This window comes from Streptomyces sp. NPDC041784, from assembly GCF_055591025.1.
In genome coordinates, this window is record NZ_JBVJAB010000038.1 from 1 (window position 1) to 19,010 (window position 19,010).

Here is a 19,010-nt window from a genome sequence, read left to right on the forward strand (position 1 = left end):
CGCCGCATGATCGAGATCCGCAAACAGAACCCCGCCTTCGGACTGGGCACCTACACCGAACTCCAGTCCTCCAACCCCGCCGTCCTCGCCTTCCTGCGCGAGTACGAGGACGACCTGGTGCTGTGCGTGCACAACTTCTCCCGCTTCGCACAGCCCACGGAGCTGGATCTGAGGCGGTTCAAGGGGCGCTACCCGGTCGAGCTGTTCGGCGGGGTGCGCTTCCCGGCGGTCGGCGAGCTGCCGTATCTGCTCACGCTCGCGGGCCACGGCTTCTACTGGTTCCGGCTCCGCGGGGACGCCGTCTAGAACCCGGTGGCGGGGCGGTTTCCGCTGCCCCGCCCGGGGCACGCATCAGTAACACCCCGACCCCCGGGGAAAGGAATGTGACGCTATGGCGGACACGGTCACACGTTCCGGCACGACAAGCCCCGGCCTCCTCGCGTCACTGGACCCGCTGCTGCGGGAGTGGCTGCCGCGGCAGCGCTGGTTCGCCGGCAAGGGGCGTCCGGTCACCGGGTTCTCGCTGGTCGCGGCCACCGAGCTGCTGCCGGCCGGCGCCCGGCTGGGCCTGTACCACCTGCTGCTGCGCGCCCACCAGCCGGAGAGTCCGGGCGACTGCTACCAGCTGCTGATCGGCGTCCGCGAGGCGCTCCCGCCCCGGCTGGCACCCGCGCTGATCGGCCATGTGACGGCCGGACCGCTGACCGGGCGCACGGTGTACGACGCCCTGTACGACACCCGGCCCGCCGAGCTGCTCCTGGAGGCGCTGCGCACCCGGGCCCGGATCGGCGCCCTGCGCTGCGAACGGGACCCCGGGCAGGAGATCCGCTCCGGGCTGGTCCCGCGCCTGATGACCGCCGAACAGTCGAACTCGTCCCTCGTCTATGGAGATACGTTCATCCTGAAGCTGTTGCGCCGGGTCGTGCCCGGCGTCAACCCCGACCTGGAGCTGCCGCTTGCGCTGGCCCGCGAGGGCTGCCCCCGGGTGCCCGCGCCGGCCGCGTGGATGCACGCGGACGTCGAGGGCGACGCGTACGTGGTCGGGGTGCTCCAGCCGTACGTCCAGGGCGCGACGGACGGCTGGGAGCTGGCCCTGCGGGAGCTGGCCAAGGGCGAGGACTTCGGCGCCGAGGCGCGGGCGCTGGGGCGGGCCACCGCCGAGGTGCACCGGGCACTGGCCCGGGCGCTGCCCACGGCGACGCTCGGCACCGCACAGCTACAGCCCCTGGTCGACGGCATGGTCGTACGGCTCGACGCGGCGGCGCAGGCGGTGCCGGCGCTGCGGCCGTACGCGCCCGCGCTGCGCACCGCCTTCACGGCGCTGGCGGATCTCGCGGCGGAGGGGCACACCTGGACCGCGCAGCGCGTCCACGGCGATCTGCACCTCGGGCAGTGTCTGCGGGCGCCCTCCGGGACGTGGTCGCTGATCGACTTCGAGGGCGAGCCGGCCCGGCCGCTGGCCGAGCGCAGGATGCCGCAGCCGGCCGTGCGGGACGTGGCGGGCATGCTGCGGTCCTTCGACTACGCGGCCCGTTCGGCGGACCCGCCGGCCCCCGGCTGGGCGCACCTCTGCCGGGCGGCGTACTGCTCCGGGTACGCCGAGGTGTCCGGCACCGACCCGCGCACCGACCCCGTGCTGCTACGGGCCCTGGAGACCGACAAGGCGGTCTACGAGGTGGTCTACGAGGCACGGCACCGCCCCGACTGGCTCCCCGTACCGCTGTCCGCGATACACCGGCTCGCCGCAGCCGACCTGCCCTGAGGAGGACCCGTACGTGACTCCCCCGAAGAAGAAGGCCACCGGAGGAAAGAAGGCCGCGGCAGCCGCCGGGAGGACGGGAGCCAAGAAGAAGGCCGCCGCCTCGCCGGAGACGCCCCCCGCCGCGACGAAGAAGGCCGCCGCGCCGAAGAAGCCGGCCGCCTCGGCGAAGAAGCCGGCCTCGAAGAAGCCCTCCGGCGGTCCGCCGCCGGCCCCCTTCTCCCCCGCCCTCGACGCCGTCGACCGTGAGCGGCTGCTGCACGGCTCCCATCACGATCCGCACGCGGTGCTCGGCGCGCATCCGGTGCCGGGCGGGGTGGTGTTCCGGGCGCTGCGTCCGTTCGCGCGGTCGGTGACCGTCGTGGCGGGCGGGCTGCGGGCCGAGCTGCACGACGACGGGGACGGGTTCTTCTCGGGCCTGCTGCCGCTCACGGACGTCCCGGCCCACCGGCTCCTCGTGGCGTACGAGACCACCACCGTGGAGACCGAGGACGCCTACCGCTTCCTGCCCACGCTGGGCGAGCTGGACCTGCATCTGATCGGTGAGGGCCGGCACGAGCGGCTGTGGACGGTCCTCGGCGCGCACCCGACGACCCACCAGGGCGTGACCGGCACCCGGTTCTCCGTGTGGGCACCGAACGCGCGCGGGGTACGGGTGGCCGGGTCCTTCAACTTCTGGGACGGCACCGGCTTCCCGATGCGCTCGCTCGGGTCCTCCGGGGTGTGGGAGCTGTTCGTGCCGGGGGTCGGCGAGGGCGAGCTGTACAAGTTCGACATCACCCGCCCCGACGGCTCGCACACCCTGCGCGCGGACCCGCTGGCCCGGCGCACCGAGGTCCCACCGGCCACGTCGTCCATCGTGCACACCTCGCGGTACGAGTGGAGCGACGAGGAGTGGCTGGCCCGCCGCGCGGAGATACCCGTGCACGAGGCGCCCTTCTCCGTCTACGAGGTCCATCTCCCCTCCTGGCGCCCCGGACTGACGTATCGCCAGCTCGCCGACCAGCTGCCCGCGTACGTCAGGGATCTCGGCTTCACGCACATCGAGCTGATGCCGGTCGCCGAGCACCCCTTCGGCGGCTCCTGGGGCTACCAGGTCACCGGTTTCTACGCGCCGACGGCCCGGCTCGGCACCCCCGACGACTTCAAGTACCTGGTCGACGCCCTGCACCGGGCCGGGATCGGCGTCCTGATGGACTGGGTGCCGGCGCACTTCCCGCGCGACGACTGGGCGCTCGCCGAGTTCGACGGGCGGCCGCTGTACGAGCACGAGGACCCGCTGCGGGCCGCGCACCCCGACTGGGGGACGCTGGAGTTCGACTTCGGGCGGCGCGAGGTGCGCAACTTCCTGGTGGCCAACGCGGTGTACTGGTGCGAGGAGTTCCACATCGACGGGCTGCGGGTGGACGCCGTCGCCTCGATGCTCTATCTCGACTACTCGCGCGAACCGGGGCAGTGGACGCCGAACGAGCACGGCGGGCGGGAGAATCTGGACGCGGTGGCGTTCCTCCAGGAGATGAACGCCACCGTCTACCGGCGCTGCCCGGGTGTGGTGACGGTAGCGGAGGAGTCGACCGCCTGGGACGGGGTCACCCGGGCCACCCATCACCGGGGCCCGAGCGGCTTCGGCGGGCTCGGGTTCGGGCTGAAGTGGAACATGGGCTGGATGCACGACTCGCTCCAGTACATGAGCCACGAGCCGGTGCACCGCAAGTACCACCACCACGAGCTGACCTTCTCGATGGTGTACGCGTACAGCGAGAACTACTGTCTGCCGATCTCCCACGACGAGGTCGTGCACGGGAAACGGTCGCTGGTGTCGAAGATGCCGGGCGACTGGTGGCAGCAGCGCGCCAATCTGCGGGCCTACCTGGCGTTCATGTGGGCCCATCCGGGCAAGCAACTGCTGTTCATGGGGCAGGAGTTCGCGCAGGGCGCGGAGTGGTCCGAGGCACACGGCCCGGACTGGTGGCTGCTGGATCCGGCGTACTCCGCGGAGCCCGACCACCGCGGGGTGCGGGACCTGGTGCGCGACCTCAACACCGTCTACCGGTCGGCGCCGGCGCTCTGGCAGCGGGACACCGATCCGGCGGGCTTCCAGTGGGTGGTCGGGGACGCGGCCGAGGACAACGTCTTCGCCTTCCTGCGCCACGACGCCGAGGGCGTCCCGCTGCTGTCCGTCTCCAACCTCTCCCCGGTCGTCCGCCACGACTACCGGCTCGGCGTCCCGGACGACGTGCCGGCCTGGCACGAATCCCTCAACACGGACGCCGAGCGGTACGGCGGCAGCGGGGTCGGCCACACCGACCCGGTGAAGCCGGAGCCCCAGGGTTGGCACGGCCGCCCGGCCTCGATCCGGCTGACCCTGCCGCCCCTGGCCACCGTCTGGCTGCGGCCTGCCTAGGAAGGGACACGAACCGTCACGCCTGGGCCGTCCCGGTCGGCGCCAGGGCTGTCACCAGCGCCTTCGGCAGCTCCTTGGTGTGGACCACACCGAGCCGTTGGGTGGCCCGGGTGAGGGCGACGTACAGGTCGCTGGTGCCGTAGTCGGCCGGCTCCACCACGAGCACCGAGTCGAACTCCAGGCCCTTGGACTGGCGCGGGTCCAGCAGGACGACGCCGCGGGTGAGGTCCGGCTCGGCGCCCGCCGTCACGCCGTCCAGCCGGGCGGCCAGCCCCCGGTGCAGCGCGCGCGGGGCGATGACGGCCAGCCGGCCCTCGGCGGGGGTCAGCTCCCGTGCGGCGCGGGCGACCGCTTCGGGCAGGTCGTCGGTTTCGCGCGCCCAGGGCCGTACGCCGGTGGAGCGGACCGAGGCCGGGGGCTCGAAGTCCGGGTGCTCCGCGCGGACGACGGCCGCCGCGACCTCCATGATCTCCGCCGGGGTGCGGTAGTTGACCCCCAGGCGGGTGTGCTCCCACCGGTCCTCGACGTACGGCGTGAGGATGCCGGACCAGGAGCCGACGCCGGCCGCCTCGGCGGTCTGGGCCGGGTCGCCGACCAGGGTCATCGAGCGGGTCGGGCTGCGCCGCATCAGCAGCCGCCACGCCATCGGCGACAGCTCCTGCGCCTCGTCCACGATGATGTGCCCGAACGCCCAGGTGCGATCGGCGGCGGCGCGCTCGGCGGCGCTGCGGTGGTCGTCCTCCTCGTGCCGGTCGGCGAACCGCTCGGCGTCGATGATGTCGTGGGCCGACAGCACCTCGGAGCCGTCCGGGTCGCCGTCCTCCTTGTCCTCGAACTCGTAGGTCCGGGAGGCGTAGGAGACATCGAGCACGCCCTGCGCGTAGGCGACCTGGGTCTCCCGCTCCCGTTCGGCGCGGGCCCGCGCCAACCGGTCGTCCTCGCCGAGGAGTTCGGCGGCCTCGTCGAGCAGCGGTACGTCCGCGACGGTCCACGCCCGGGTCACGGGGCGGCGGACGGCGGCCGCGTCGGCGTCGCTCAGGTACCCCTCGGGTGCGGCGAGGAAGTCGGCGACCAGGCGGCGCGGGGTGATCCTCGGCCACAGCTGGTCGACGGCGGACCAGACCTCGGGGTTCTCGGCCAGCTCGTCGCGGATCTGGGTGATGTCGCTGGGGTCGAGCAGGTTCGTGCCGTCGTACGGGTCGGTGCCGACGCGTTCGGCGTACAGCTCGGTGAGCGTGTTGAGGATGTGCCCCTCGAAGTGCTCGCGGGCCGCGTTGTGTGGCAGCCGCGCGGCGCGGGTGCGCTCCCGGGCGACGCCGACGAGACCGTCGTCGAGCATCAGGATCTCGCGGTCGTGCGCGATCGCGATCACCGGGTCGGGCAGCGCCTGGCGGTCGCGTACGACGGCGGCGAGGACGTCCGCCATGTCGGCGCGGCCCTTCACGGCGGCCGCCTCGGGCGAGTCCGTGGCCGTGGCCTTCACGCCGGGGAAGAGTTCGCCGACGGTGGCCAGCAGGACGCCCGTCTCGCCCAGCGAGGGCAGCACCTCGCCGATGTAGCCGAGGAAGGCGGGGTTGGGGCCGACGATCAGGACGGCGCGCTTGGCGAGCAGCTCGCGGTGCTCGTAGAGGAGGTAGGCGGCCCGGTGCAGGGCGACGGCGGTCTTGCCGGTGCCGGGGCCGCCCTCCACGACCAGGATCCCTCGGTGCGGGGCGCGGATGATCTCGTCCTGCTCGGCCTGGATGGTCTGCACGATGTCGTTCATCCGGCCGGTGCGCGCGGAGGTGAGCGCGGCGAGCAGCACGGCGTCGCCGGACGGGTCCTCGTGGCCGGTCCGCTCGTGGTCGCCGAGGTCGAGGATCTCGTCGTGCAGGGCGGTGACCGTGCGGCCCTCGGTGGTGAGGTGCCGGCGGCGGCGCAGGCCCATCGGGGTGTGCCCGGTGGCCAGGTAGAAGGGCCGGGCGACGTCGGCCCGCCAGTCGATCAGCAGCGGGGTGCGCTCGGCGTCGTCGACGCGCAGGCCGATCCGGCCGATGTGGTGGCTGACGCCGGATGTGAGGTCGATCCGGCCGAAGCAGAGGGAGCCGTCCACCGCGTTCAGCGCGGCCAGCAGTCCCGAGCGCTCGACGACGAGGATGTCCCGCTCCAGGCGGGCCTGCATGGGCGTGTTGCCCTGGGCGAGGGCGTCCGTGACGGCGGTCTCGGTGTCGCCGCGCAGCGCGTCCACGCGTGCGTACAGGTCGTCGATGAATTCCTGCTCGCGCCGCAATTCACTGTCTGGAAAGTCGTTGTTTGACAATTCCACTCCCGCCCGGATATACTGTGCCCACTGAACTTCTTTGCGACTCCATTCATGTCGAGTCGCGAATCATCGAATATACGCAGAGAAATCCCCCGAGCGCAATTGCTCGGGGGATTTCCGCTGTTCGGTGCAGGTCAGAGCACGTCGGACAGTTCCTCCAGCAGCCGCCTCCGCGGCCTGGCGCCCACCATCGCCTTCAGCGGCTCACCGCCCCGGAAGACCATGAAGGTCGGCATCGACAGCACTTTGTAGGCGTTCGTGGTCACCGGGTTGGCGTCCACGTTCAGCTGCACCACCTTCAGGCGCTCCCCCTCCTCGGCGGCGAGCGCCTTCAGCACCGGCCCCATCTGCCGGCACGGCGGACACCAGTCGGCGGTGAACTCCACCAGCACCGGCAGCTCGGACCCGATCACCTCGGCCTCGAAATCCGCGTCCGTCACATCGATCACCATGGCCGGCCTCCCAGTTCGCACCCGGGCTCCGGACCCCCCGGAGCCTGCGCGTCGGCGGCCAGCTGGTCCCGCGCCCGCTCGGCCCGCACCAGCTGCCCGGCGACCTTCTCGCGCACCGCCCGCAGCTCGCCGATCAGCGCGTCCAGGTCGTCCAGCTTGCGCCGGTAGACCGCGAGCGAGGCCGGGCACGAGTCCCCCTCGGGGTGACCTGCCCGCAGACACTCCACGAACGGCCGGGTCTCCTCCAGCTCGAACCCGAAGTCCTGGAGCGTCCTGATCTGCCGCAGCAGCCGCAGGTCGCTCTCGTCGTACGTCCGGTACCCGTTCTCACCGCGCCGCGCGGGCAGCAGCCCCCGCGACTCGTAGTACCGCAGCGTTCGCGTCGTGGTCCCGGCCCGCGCGGCCAGCTCGCCGATTCGCATACGGACGAACGTACGGCTTGACGCCGACGTCAAGGCAACAGGGCTTTGCGCTCGACCGGCGAGGTGAGCACGATCGAGGTGGTCGTGCGGCCCAGGACCGAGACCTCCTCCAGCACCTCCTCCAGATGGACGGTGTCGGTGACGGCGACCTTGAGGATCCAGCAGTCCTCGCCGACCACGTGGTGCACCTCGGTGATCTCCGGCCGCGCTATCAGCTCCAGCGTCCTCGGGTGCTTCAGGTTGTACCCGCCGTGCGGATTGACCCGGATGAACGCCTGGATCCCGTACCCGAGGCGGGCCGGGACGACCCGGGCGCCGTAGCCACTGATCACCCCCGCGGCCTCCAGCCGCCGCACCCGCTCGGTGACCGCCGCCGGGCTCAGCCGGACCCTGCGGCCCAGCTCGCTGAGCTTGATCCGGCCGTCGTCCTGGAGCAGTTGGAGGATCTGCCGGTCCAGGGCGTCGAAGGACACCGATGTTTCGACGGCGGTGACGCGCGGATGCCGTGGTTCTTTTGGCACGGCGGCCGGAACTCCCATGGTTCCCCCTTCAGGACGGGCGGGTACGCCGGGAGAATTATGGTCATGGACAAGCCACGAGAGGTACTGGTCATCGGCGGGAACCGCTACTTCGGCAAGCGGCTGATCGCGCGGCTGCTCGCCGCCGGGGACCGGGTGACCGTACTGAACCGCGGGTCGTCGGCCCCGCCGCCGGGTGCCGTGCACCTCGTCGCCGACCGCGACGACGAGACGTCGCTGAGGAGCGCCCTGGGCTCCCACGTCTTCGACGTCGTCGTCGACCAGGTCTGCTACACCCCGCGCCAGGCGGCACTCGCCCGCCGGGTCTTCGGCGGCCGCACCCGCCGCTATGTGATGACGTCCACGGTCGAGGTGTACGAGTACGAGGACTCGGCCGCACCCGTACGGGAGACGGACGTCGATCCGCTGGCCGTCGCCGTGGACCTCGAACTCCCCTGGGACGACCCGGAGTTCCTGGAGGCCCACTACGGCGAGGGCAAACGGCAGGCGGAGGCGGTGTTCGCGGCGGACCCCGCGTTCCCGTACGTCGCCGTGCGGGTCGCCCATGTGCTGGGCGGGGACGACGACTTCACCGGCCGGCTGGAGCACTACGCCTCCCGTATCCGGGCCGGTGAGCCGATCACCGTGCCCGCGGTGAACCGGCCGGCGACCTACATCCACGTCGAGGAGATCGCCGACTTCCTGTTCTGGGCGGCGGGCCGGAACTTCAGGGGCCCGGTCAACGCGGCCTCCCACGGCCGGCTGACCACACGGGACCTGTGCGAGGCCGTCGCCGCGCACCTCCCGTACGGCAGGACGGTGTTCCGCGAGACCGAGATCGGCGAGGTCTCCCCCTTCTCCTTCCGTCGCGGTTACGCCATGGACAACTCCCGAGCCGCCGGGCTGGGTTATGTGTTCGGCTGGGCGCAGGACTGGCTGGCGGGGGCGGTGGCGGAGACCCTCGGGGCGGCCGTGCCCGCCGTATCCGGAAGGGACGCCTGACATGCGCCATCGCACCCTGGGGGATCTTCGGGTGAGCGCGGTCGGGCTCGGCACGATGCCGCTGTCCATCGAGGGACGGCCCGACGAGGCCCGTGCCCTGGCCACGGTCCACGCGGCACTGGACGCGGGGGTGACCCTGCTGGACACCGCCGACTCCTACCATCTGCCCGGCGAGGAACCCGGCCACAGCGAACGTCTGCTGGCGCGTGCCCTCGCCGCGTACGGCGGGGACACCGACGCCGTGCTGGTGGCGACCAAGGGCGGCCGGGGCCGGCCGGCGGGCGCCGACTGGACGGTGAACGGCGACCCCCGTCATCTCAAGGCCGCCGCCGAGGGCTCGCTGCGCCGGCTCGGCGTCGAGGCGATCGGCCTGTACCAGCTGCACAAGCCCGACCCGGCCGTCCCCTTCGAGGAGTCGGTGGGCGCGCTGCGGGAGCTGATCGAGGAGGGCAAGATCCGGCTGGCCGGGATCTCCAACGCGGACGCCGACCAGATCCGCACGGCCCGCGCGATCCTCGGCGACCGGCTGGTCTCCGTGCAGAACCGCTACTCCCCGGCGGTCGGCGACAGCGAGCCGGAGCTGCGGCTGACGGCGGAACTGGGGCTGGCGTTCCTGCCGTGGAGCCCGCTGGGCGGGATCTCCCGCAGCTCCCTGGACGGCCCGTCGGGCCTGGCGGCCGAGGGCCCCTTCACCGTGTTCCACACGCTCGCGCGAGAACGCGGCGTGAGCCCCCAACAGATCTGCCTGGCCTGGCTCCTGTCCCGCTCCCCCACCCTGATCCCCATCCCGGGCGCCAGCCGCCCGGCGACGGCCCGCGACTCGGCGGGGGCGGCGGACCTGGAGCTGACCGAGGAGGAGCTGACGCTGCTGGAGACGGCGGTGGAACGGGGGCGGGAGACAGCATGAGACCGGGCGGCTGAGCTACGGGGGAGTACTCAGCCGCCCGGAGTGGGGGGGGTGGTTGCCGGATGCCCGGCCCCGGTTCAGGCGGGGCCGGGCATCCGGAGTCGCGGGGACCCGGGGTGTGCGGATCAGGCCTTGGCCAGTTCCTTCTGGCCGTCCTCGCGCTGCTCGGGGACGTCCGTCCCCGCGCCGCCGTGGCCATCCTCGTCGAGCAGGGTCTTCTCGTCGAAGGGCAGCCCGCCGGCGAGCACCACCTGGACGCGGTCCCGGTCGATCTCCTTGGTCCAGGTGCCGATCAGGACGGTGGCGACGGCGTTGCCGGCGAAGTTGGTGAGGGCGCGGGCCTCGCTCATGAAGCGGTCGATGCCGACGATGAGGCCGATGCCGTCCACCAGGGCGGGCTTGTGCGACTGGAGACCGCCGGCCAGCGTCGCGAGACCGGCGCCGGTGACACCCGCCGCGCCCTTCGAGGCGACCAGCAGGAAGAGCAGCAGCGGGATCTGCTCGCCGATCGACATCGGCGTGCCCATGGCATCGGCGATGAACAGGGACGCCATGGTCATGTAGATCATGGTGCCGTCGAGGTTGAAGGAGTAGCCGGTCGGGACGGTGATGCCGACGACGGGCTTGCTGACACCCAGGTGCTCCATCTTCGCGATGAGGCGCGGCAGCGCGGACTCGGAGGAGGAGGTGGACAGGATCAGCAGGAACTCACGGCCCAGGTACTTGAAGAGCGTGAGGATGTTCAGACCGGCGACCACCCGCAGCAGCGTGCCGAGCACGATGAAGACGAAGAGGAAGCAGGTGACGTAGAAGCCGAGCATCAGCACGGCGAGGCTCTTGAGGGCGTCGACGCCGGCCGAGCCGGTGACGGCGGCGATGGCACCGAAGGCACCGATCGGGGCGGCCCACATCACCATGCCGAGGATGCGGAAGACGAGCCGCTGGATGTGCTCGACACCGCGCAGGATCGGCTGGCCGGCGTTGCCCATGGCCTGGAGGGCGAAGCCGGCGAGCAGCGCGACCAGCAGGGTCTGGAGCACCTCACCGCCGGTGAAGGCGGAGACGATGGTGGTCGGGATGATCCCCAGCAGGAACTCGGTGGTGTCCTTGGCCTCGGCCGAGACCTGCGCCTGGCCGGTCTCCTTCACCGCGTCCGTGACGGCCAGACCCGTGCCCGGCTCCAGGATGTTGCCGACGACGAGACCGATACCGAGGGCGACCAGCGACATGACCAGGAAGTAGCCGAGGGCGATACCGCCGACGGCGCCGACCTTGGCGGCCTTCCGTACCGAGCCGATGCCGAGCACGATCGTGCAGAAGATGATCGGCGAGATCATCATCTTGATCAGGTTGACGAAGCCGGTACCGATCGGCTTCAGCTCGACGGCGAAGTCGGGCGCGATCAGGCCGACGGCGATGCCGAGGGCGACCGCGACGATCACCGCGATGTACAGGTAGTGGGTGCGGTCCCGCTTGGCGGGTGCGGCAGGTGCCGTATCGGGGGTGCTGCTGGCGGCCACGGCTGCCCTCCTTGACGTCTTCGTCGGCATCACCGGCGTGCGGCTCACGTCCGGGGAGATATGGGGAATGCGGTGACTATCTCCCGGCCTGTGAGGGCGGTCACCCTTCCGTTCATTTAGTTCACGCTTAACGTCGGGGGCACACTGACGACATGCGCCTCCCCTCCTTCCCCCGGCCCCGCAGCCTGGCCGGCCAGCTGTTCGCCATGCAGGCGGTGCTGATAGCGATCGTCGTGGCGGGATACGCGCTGTTCACCTACGCCAGCAACCACAACCAGGCCGAGGAGGCGGCGGCCCGGCAGGCCACGGCGGTCGCCCGCTCGGTCGCCGACTCCCCCTCCGTCCGGGCGTCGATCCACACCGTGGACCCCAGCGCCGAACTCCAGCCGTACGCCCTGCGGGTCATGCGGGACACGGACGTCGACTTCGTCACGATCATGAACACGGACGGCATCCGCTGGACCCACCCGGACCAGAAGCAGATCGGCCAGCGTTTCCGGGGCAACACGGCGGCCGCGCTGGAGGGCCGCTCCTTCACCGAGACGTACACCGGCACGCTCGGCGCCTCGGTCCGCGCGGTCACCCCGATCGAGGACGACGACGGGCGGATCATCGGCCTGGTCAGCGCCGGCATCAAGGTCGAGGAGATCAGCAAGCGGGTGCAGGACCAGGTGACGGCCCTGCTCTCGGTGGCCGCCGGCGCGCTGCTGCTGGGGGCGGTGGGCACGTACGTGATCAACGCGTCGCTGCGCCGCCACACCCACGGGATGAACGCGGGCGAGCTGAGCCGGATGCACGACTACCACCAGGCCGCGTTGCACGCGGTGCGCGAGGGGCTGCTGATGCTGGACGGCCAGTACCGGGTGGCGCTGATCAACGACGGGGCGCAGGAGTTGCTGGGCGTGTCGGAGGAGGTGATCGGCCGGTCCGTGGCGGAGCTGGGTCTGCCGGCGCCGCTCACCGGCGCGCTGCTGGCCTCCGGGCCGCGGGTCGACGAGGTGCATCTGGCGGCGGAACGCGTCCTGGTCGTGAACACCTCCCCGGTGTCGGGCGGAGAGCACCGCGGCACGGTCGTCACCCTGCGGGACGTGACCGAACTCCAGTCGCTCATGGGCGAGCTGGACTCGGAGCGGGGCTTCACCCAGGCGCTGCGCTCCCAGGCGCACGAGGCGGCGAACCGGCTGCACACCGTCGTGTCGCTGATCGAGCTGGGCCGGGCCGACGAGGCCGTGGAGTTCGCGACGGCGGAACTGGAACTGGCCCAGGCGCTGACCGACCAGGTGGTGGCGGCGGTGAGCGAACCGGTGCTGGCCGCGCTGCTGCTGGGCAAGACGGCCCAGGCGAACGAGCGGGGCGTGGAGCTGGTCGTCTCGCAGGAGAGCCGCCTGGACGACGGACTCCTCCCGCCGTCCCTGCCCGCCCGCGATCTCGTCACCATCCTCGGCAACCTGATCGACAACGCCGTGGACGCGGCGCAGGGCAGCGTGCGGGCGCGCGTCACCGTGACGGCGGCCACGGAGGGCGTCGACGGCGGCGAGCTGCTGCTGCGGGTGGCGGACACCGGGACGGGCGTGGATCCCGCGCACGCGCTCCTGGTCTTCGAGCGCGGCTTCTCGACGAAGCCGGCCGGACCGGGCGGCCGTGGCCTGGGCCTCGCCCTGGTCCGTCAGGCGGTCCACCGCCACGAGGGGACGCTCTCGGTGACCGAGGCCGAGGGGGGCGGCGCGGAATTCGTGGTGCGGCTTCCATTGCGCGCGCCGGCTTCTTCCGGTACTTCCGGGTCGATGACGGGGGCTGGAGGCAAGGGATGACGGACGTGACAGGAGAGACGGGCGGGACGGGCGGCACCGGCGGGCCGGGCGTGCCGCGTGTGCCCGGGGGCGAGCCGATCCGGGTGCTGGTCGTCGAGGACGACCCGGTCGCCGCGGACGCGCATGTCATGTACGTCGGACGGGTGCCGGGTTTCGTCGCGGTCGGAAAGGCGCACACGGGTACCGAGGCCCGCCGGCTGCTGGACCGCACCCCGGTGGACCTGCTCCTGCTGGACCTCCACCTCCCGGACGGCCACGGCCTGCAACTGGCCCGTTCCCTGCGGGCGGCGGGCTATCACGCGGACGTGATCGCTGTGACGTCGGCGCGGGACCTGACGGTGGTGCGGGAGGGGGTGTCGCTGGGGGTCGTCCAGTACGTGCTGAAACCCTTCACGTTCGCGACGCTTCGCGACCGCCTGGTCCGCTACGCGGAGTTCCGGGGAGCGGCCGGCGAGGCGAGCGGCCAGGACGAGGTCGACCGCGCCCTGGCGGCCCTGCGCGCCCCGAGCCCCGCGGCCCTGCCGAAGGGCCTGAGCGGCCCGACCCTGGAGCGGGTGACGCAGGCACTGCGGGAGGCGGACGAGGGCCTGACCGCGGCCGGGGTGGCCGAGTCGGTGGGCATCTCCCGGATCACGGCCCGCCGCTACCTGGAGCATCTGGTGGAGGCGGGCCGGGCGGAACGCAAGCCGCTGTACGGGCAGGTGGGACGGCCGGAGCTGGTGTACCGGTGGACGACGGGGACGGCCAAGGCGAGGTAGGCGCCTCGCTCACAACACCCCTGGCGGAAACGGTTCCACCCCCACCACCCGGCGCACCCGTACCGGCTCGATCAGCAGCATCACCCGGCGTTCGCCCTCCAGCAGCCACGGATACCGCTCCTCCCCGATGTACTTCCGGGTCAGCCGGTCCATCGCCCGCTCGGCCTCCGCGCCCTCCACGAACCGCGCCACCCGTCCCCGGATCTCCACCCGGTCGTAGGGGTTCACGGGGTCGTGGTGGGAGAGGGACACCCAGGGGTTGCGCCGCAGGTTCCGCTCCTTCACGCGGCCGATCGAGGTGTTGACCATGACGTGCTCGCCCTCGAGGTCCGCCCACATCGGCGACACCTGGGGCGCGCCGTCCGGCGCGACCGTCGCGAGGTGCCAGAAGTTCGGGGCGAGCACCCGCTCGCGGACATGACCGTCCAGCGCGCCGTTCACCTCGTACAGACCGTCCATCACGACCACCCTCCCGAAACCCCGACCGCTCCGCCCGTACGTTCCTACGACCCGTGATTGTGGCCGAACAGTCCGTGGTCGCGACACCCCCAACAGCACGGCCGGCGTCGCGAGCGACGCCGGCCGTGACTTCCTCGACGCGGGCCCTAGAACACCGACTCCGCCTCGTCCATCCGGTCCTTCGGGACCGTCTTCAGCTCGGTGACCGCCTCCGCCAGCGGCACCATCACGACGTCGGTGCCGCGCAGCGCGGTCATCATGCCGAACTCGCCCTGGTGCGCCGCCTCCACCGCGTGCCAGCCGAACCGGGTCGCGAGGACACGGTCGTACGCCGTCGGCACGCCGCCGCGCTGGACGTGCCCGAGGATGACCGGCCGGGCCTCCTTGCCGAGCCGCTTCTCCAGTTCGTACGCGAGGGCCGTACCGATGCCCTGGAAGCGCTCGTGGCCGAACTTGTCGATCGCGCCCTTGCCGTAGTCCATCGTGCCGTCGGCGGGGTGGGCGCCCTCCGCCACACAGATGACGGCGAACTTCTTGCCGCGGGAGAAGCGCTCCTCGACCATCTTCACCAGGTCGGCCGGGTCGAAGGGACGCTCCGGCAGGCAGATGCCGTGCGCGCCCGCCGCCATCCCGCTCTCCAGCGCGATCCAGCCCGCGTGCCGGCCCATGACCTCGACGACCATCACGCGCTGGTGGGACTCGGCGGTCGTCTTGAGGCGGTCCATCGCCTCCGTGGCGACGCCGACCGCGGTGTCGAAGCCGAACGTGCGGTCCGTCGAGGAGATGTCGTTGTCGATCGTCTTGGGGACGCCGACCACCGGCAGCCCCGCGTCGCTCAGCATCCGCGCCGCCGTCAGCGTGCCCTCGCCGCCGATCGGGATCAGCGCGTCGATGCCGAAGTCGTGGATCATGTCCGAGGCGCTCTCGCAGGCCTCGATCAGCCGGTCCCGCTCCAGCCGGGACGAACCGAGGATCGTGCCGCCGCGGGCCAGGATGCCGCTCACCGCGTTGAGGTCGAGCGAGCGGTAACGGCCGTCGAGCAGACCGGCGTAGCCGTCCTCGAAACCGATGACCTCGTCGCCGTAGTTGTCGACGGCGCGGTGCACGACCGACCGGATCACTGCGTTCAGGCCGGGGCAGTCGCCACCTGCGGTGAGAACTCCGATGCGCATCGTGCTGTGTCTCCTGCTCGCTGTTGATGCCGGTGAGCCGGAACCGATTCTTTCACGCCGCCGTACGGGCTGTCTCTTGACGGGCGCCTTATCCACGCGCAGGGGTATTGTCAAGAGGGATCTGCTCACCTAGGTGGGCGATTTTTATGACCAGGGGCCGACATCACCGACATCACCCAGGAACGGAGAGCACGCGTGACCCGCAGCGTGTACGTGACCGGTATCGACCGCGGCGACGGCCGCCAGGTCGTCGAACTGGGGGTCATGGAACTCCTGACCCGCCAGATCGACCGGGTGGGCGTCTTCCGCCCCCTCGTCCACGACGGGCCCGACCGGCTGTTCGAGCTGCTGCGCGCCCGTTACCGGCTGGCGCAGGACCCGGCCACCGTCTACGGCATGGACTACCACGAGGCGTCCGCCCTCCAGGCCGAGCGGGGGGCGGACGAACTGGTCTCCACCCTCGTCGAGCGGTTCCACCGCGTCGCCCGCGCCTACGACGTCGTCCTCGTCCTGGGCACCGACTACGCCGACACCCAGTTCCCCGACGAACTGGCCCTCAACGCCCGCCTCGCGAACGAGTTCGGCGCGGCCGTGATCCCCGTGGTCGGCGGGCGCAAGCAGACCACCGAGTCGGTGCTCGCCGAGACCCGCAACGCCTACCGGGCCTATGTGGGCCTCGGCTGCGACGTGCTGGCGATGGTGACGAACCGGGTCGCCCGCGAGGACCGCGACAAGATAGCGGCCCAGCTCGACAACCGGCTGCCGGTGCCCTGCTACGTGCTGCCCGACGAGCCCGCGCTCTCCGCGCCGACCGTCTCGCAGGTCGCGCACGCGCTCGGCGCGAAGGTGCTGCTCGGTGACGACTCGGGGCTCGCCCGTGACGCGCTGGGCTTCGTCTTCGGCGGCGCGATGCTGCCGAACTTCCTGAACGCGCTGACCCCGGGCTGTCTGGTCGTCACCCCGGGCGACCGCGCCGACCTGGTCATCGGCTCGCTCGCCGCGCACAGCGCCGGCACCCCGCCGATAGCGGGTGTGGTGCTCACTCTGAACGAGGTCCCGACCGAGGAGGTCCTCACCCTCGCCGCCCGCCTCGCCCCGGGCACCCCGGTCATCTCGGTCCCCGGCCTCAGCTTCCCCACCGCCGAGCAGCTGTTCTCCCTGGAGGGCAAGCTCAACGCGGCCACCCCGCGCAAGGCCGAGACCGCGCTCGGGCTGTTCGAGCGGCATGTCGACACCGGCGGTCTGCTGAAGCGGGTCTCGGCCCCGAGCAGCGACCGCGTGACGCCGATGATGTTCGAGCACAAGCTCCTCGAACAGGCCCGCGCGGACCGGCGCCGGGTGGTCCTGCCCGAGGGGACGGAGGAGCGCGTCCTGCACGCCGCCGAGGTGCTGCTGCGCCGCGGCGTCTGCGACCTCACCCTCCTCGGGCCGGTCGAGCAGATCCGCAAGAAGGCCGCCGACCTGGGCATCGACCTGGGCGACTGCCAGCTGATCGACCCGGCCACCAGCGAGCTGCGCGACTCCTTCGCCGAGAAGTACGCCGCCTTCCGCGCCCACAAGGGCGTCAGCGTGGAACTGGCGTACGACGTCGTCTCCGACGTGAACTACTTCGGCACGCTCATGGTCCAGGAGGGCCTCGCCGACGGCATGGTCTCCGGGTCCGTGCACTCCACGGCCGCCACCATCCGACCCGCCTTCGAGATCATCAAGACGAATCCGGACGCCGACATCGTCTCGTCCGTGTTCTTCATGTGCCTGGCCGACAAGGTCCTGGTCTACGGCGACTGCGCCGTGAACCCCGATCCGAACGCCGAGCAGCTCGCCGACATCGCCATCCAGTCGGCCACGACCGCCGCGCGGTTCGGCGTGGAGCCGCGGATCGCGATGCTGTCGTACTCGACGGGTACGTCCGGATCGGGCGCCGACGTCGACAAGGTGCGCGAGGCCACCGAGCTGGTCCGCTCCCGGCGCCCCGACCTCAAGATCGAGGGGCCGATCCAGTACGACGCGGCCGTCGAGCCGACCGTGGCCGCCACCAAGCTGCCGGAGTCCGATGTCGCGGGCCAGGCCAGTGTGCTGATCTTCCCGGACCTCAACACCGGCAACAACACCTACAAGGCCGTGCAGCGTTCGGCCGGCGCGATCGCCGTCGGGCCGGTGCTCCAGGGCCTGCGCAAGCCGGTCAACGACCTGTCCCGGGGCGCCCTCGTCCAGGACATCGTGAACACCGTCGCCATCACGGCCATCCAGGCCCAGACCCCGATCGAGAAGGCCACCGCCCAGTGAGTTCCACGCGCGTCCTCGTCCTCAACTCCGGCTCCTCGTCGGTGAAGTACCAGCTGCTCGACATGCGCGACAGCAGCCGGCTGGCCGCGGGGCTCGTCGAACGCATCGGTGAGCAGACCTCGCGCCTCAAGCACACTCCGCTGGCGACCGGCGGGGAGAGTCGGGAGCGGACCGGCCCGATCGCCGACCACGACGCCGCGCTGAAGGCCGTCGCCGAGGAGCTGGCGCAGGACGGGCTCGGGCTCGACTCGCCCGAGCTGGCCGCCATCGGGCACCGCGTCGTGCACGGCGGCAAGCACTTCACCCGGCCGACCGTCGTCGACGACACCGTCCTCGCCGAGATCGAGCGGCTGATCCCGGTCGCGCCGCTGCACAACCCGGCCAACCTCACCGGGATCCGGACCGCGCGGGCGCTGCGGCCCGACCTGCCGCAGGTCGCCGTGTTCGACACCGCCTTCCACACCACGATGCCGGAGTCGGCCGCACGCTACGCGATCGACGTCGAGACCGCCGACGCGCACCGGATCCGGCGCTACGGGTTCCACGGGACCTCGCACGCGTACGTCTCCCGGGCGACGGCGAAGCTGCTCGGCAGGGCACCCGAAGAGGTGAACGTCATCGTGCTGCATCTGGGCAACGGGGCGTCCGCCTCCGCCGTACGGGGCGGGGCGTGCGTGGACACCTCCATGGGGCTGACCCCGCTCGAAGGCCTCGTCATGGGGACCCGCTCGGGGGACGCCGACCCGGCCGTCATCTTCCATTTGGCGCGGGTTGGCGGAATGTCCATCGACGAAATCGACACTCTTCTCAACAAGAAGAGCGGGCTCATCGGGCTGTGCGGCGACAACGACATGCGCGAGATCCGGCGCCGTATCGACGAGGGCGACGCACGGGCGAAGCTCGCCTTCGACATCTACATTCACCGTCTGAAGAAGTACATCGGCGCCTATTACGCGGTGCTCGGGCGGGTGGACGCGGTGGCGTTCACCGCCGGGGTCGGCGAGAACGCCGCCGAGGTGCGCGCGGCGGCCGTCGCGGGCCTGGAGACCCTGGGCCTGGCGGTGGACGACGGGCTCAACGCCGTACGCGGCGACGAGCCCCGGCTGATCTCGCCCGCGGACGCCCGGGTGGCGGTCGCCGTGGTGCCGACGGACGAGGAACTGGAGATCGCCACACAGACGTACGCATTGGTCGGGCGGTATTGATATGCGCCTCCGCCGCGTGGCAACTGAACAGTA

General features: G+C 71.7%; 16 protein-coding genes. 9 read left to right on the forward strand and 7 right to left on the reverse strand.

What is annotated here, in order from left to right; translation table 11 throughout:
* The 3 genes from ACZ6D7_RS41730 to glgB form a co-directional block, all read left to right on the forward strand.
* The coding region (locus ACZ6D7_RS41730) for an alpha-glucosidase C-terminal domain-containing protein (RefSeq protein ID WP_469502619.1) at positions 1–306 on the forward strand (306 nt) is incomplete at its 5' end.
* Positions 307–391: 85 nt separating this feature from the next.
* On the forward strand, positions 392–1,762 hold the full coding sequence (locus ACZ6D7_RS41735; protein WP_469502622.1) for a maltokinase N-terminal cap-like domain-containing protein: 1,371 nt from the start codon (positions 392–394) through the stop codon (positions 1,760–1,762).
* 13 nt (positions 1,763–1,775) lie between these two features.
* Complete coding sequence (glgB, locus tag ACZ6D7_RS41740; RefSeq protein WP_469502624.1) at positions 1,776–4,163, forward strand: 1,4-alpha-glucan branching enzyme; 2,388 nt, start codon at positions 1,776–1,778, stop codon at positions 4,161–4,163.
* 16 nt (positions 4,164–4,179) lie between these two features.
* On the opposite strand, the gene ACZ6D7_RS41745 is transcribed toward glgB, so the two are convergent.
* From ACZ6D7_RS41745 to ACZ6D7_RS41760, 4 genes are all read right to left on the reverse strand, one after another.
* The gene (locus tag ACZ6D7_RS41745) at positions 4,180–6,468 is read right to left on the reverse strand and encodes a HelD family protein (RefSeq protein ID WP_469502626.1); all 2,289 of its coding nucleotides are present in this window, start codon (positions 6,466–6,468) and stop codon (positions 4,180–4,182) included.
* 131 nt (positions 6,469–6,599) lie between these two features.
* Positions 6,600–6,917, reverse strand: coding sequence for a thioredoxin family protein (locus tag ACZ6D7_RS41750; RefSeq protein ID WP_469502628.1), 318 nt, complete (start codon positions 6,915–6,917; stop codon positions 6,600–6,602).
* Positions 6,911–7,339 carry a MerR family transcriptional regulator gene (locus tag ACZ6D7_RS41755; protein WP_469502633.1) on the reverse strand — a complete coding sequence of 143 codons (429 nt, stop codon included), beginning with the start codon at positions 7,337–7,339 and terminating at the stop codon, positions 6,911–6,913. The genes ACZ6D7_RS41750 and ACZ6D7_RS41755 overlap by 7 nt, the downstream gene beginning before the upstream one ends.
* Positions 7,340–7,368: 29 nt before the next feature.
* The gene (locus tag ACZ6D7_RS41760) at positions 7,369–7,878 is read right to left on the reverse strand and encodes an Lrp/AsnC family transcriptional regulator (protein WP_469502636.1); all 510 of its coding nucleotides are present in this window, start codon (positions 7,876–7,878) and stop codon (positions 7,369–7,371) included.
* 45 nt (positions 7,879–7,923) lie between these two features.
* Between ACZ6D7_RS41760 and ACZ6D7_RS41765 the strand changes: the two genes are divergently transcribed.
* Positions 7,924–8,859 (forward strand): NAD-dependent epimerase/dehydratase family protein, encoded by a 936-nt coding sequence (locus ACZ6D7_RS41765; protein WP_469502639.1) that lies wholly within the window; start codon positions 7,924–7,926, stop codon positions 8,857–8,859.
* Between the two features lies 1 nt (position 8,860).
* Positions 8,861–9,766 (forward strand): aldo/keto reductase, encoded by a 906-nt coding sequence (locus ACZ6D7_RS41770; protein WP_469502642.1) that lies wholly within the window; start codon positions 8,861–8,863, stop codon positions 9,764–9,766.
* Between the two features lie 125 nt (positions 9,767–9,891).
* On the opposite strand, the gene ACZ6D7_RS41775 is transcribed toward ACZ6D7_RS41770, so the two are convergent.
* Complete coding sequence (locus ACZ6D7_RS41775; protein WP_469502782.1) at positions 9,892–11,316, reverse strand: cation:dicarboxylate symporter family transporter; 1,425 nt, start codon at positions 11,314–11,316, stop codon at positions 9,892–9,894.
* A 122-nt stretch (positions 11,317–11,438) separates the two neighbouring features.
* Between ACZ6D7_RS41775 and ACZ6D7_RS41780 the strand changes: the two genes are divergently transcribed.
* Both ACZ6D7_RS41780 and ACZ6D7_RS41785 read left to right on the forward strand, forming a co-directional pair.
* The gene (locus ACZ6D7_RS41780) at positions 11,439–13,097 is read left to right on the forward strand and encodes a sensor histidine kinase (RefSeq protein ID WP_469502645.1); all 1,659 of its coding nucleotides are present in this window, start codon (positions 11,439–11,441) and stop codon (positions 13,095–13,097) included.
* A 59-nt stretch (positions 13,098–13,156) separates the two neighbouring features.
* Positions 13,157–13,855, forward strand: coding sequence for a response regulator (locus ACZ6D7_RS41785; RefSeq protein ID WP_469502788.1), 699 nt, complete (start codon positions 13,157–13,159; stop codon positions 13,853–13,855).
* Between the two features lie 9 nt (positions 13,856–13,864).
* Here the strand turns inward: ACZ6D7_RS41785 and ACZ6D7_RS41790 are convergent, their stop codons facing one another.
* Together ACZ6D7_RS41790 and ACZ6D7_RS41795 are read right to left on the reverse strand one after the other, a co-directional pair.
* Positions 13,865–14,314 carry a PPOX class F420-dependent oxidoreductase gene (locus ACZ6D7_RS41790; protein ID WP_469502792.1) on the reverse strand — a complete coding sequence of 150 codons (450 nt, stop codon included), beginning with the start codon at positions 14,312–14,314 and terminating at the stop codon, positions 13,865–13,867.
* A 146-nt stretch (positions 14,315–14,460) separates the two neighbouring features.
* Positions 14,461–15,486, reverse strand: a complete 1,026-nt coding sequence (locus ACZ6D7_RS41795) for an ATP-dependent 6-phosphofructokinase (RefSeq protein ID WP_469502648.1) — start codon at positions 15,484–15,486, stop codon at positions 14,461–14,463.
* Between the two features lie 195 nt (positions 15,487–15,681).
* On the opposite strand from ACZ6D7_RS41795, the gene pta reads away from it, so the two are divergent.
* Entirely contained in the window at positions 15,682–17,772 is a 2,091-nt protein-coding gene (gene pta / locus ACZ6D7_RS41800) for a phosphate acetyltransferase (protein WP_469502651.1), read from the forward strand.
* Positions 17,769–18,977: an acetate kinase gene (locus ACZ6D7_RS41805; protein WP_469502655.1), complete on the forward strand. Its 1,209-nt coding sequence runs from the start codon at positions 17,769–17,771 to the stop codon at positions 18,975–18,977. The genes pta and ACZ6D7_RS41805 overlap by 4 nt, the downstream gene beginning before the upstream one ends.
* Positions 18,978–19,010 lie beyond the last annotated feature (33 nt).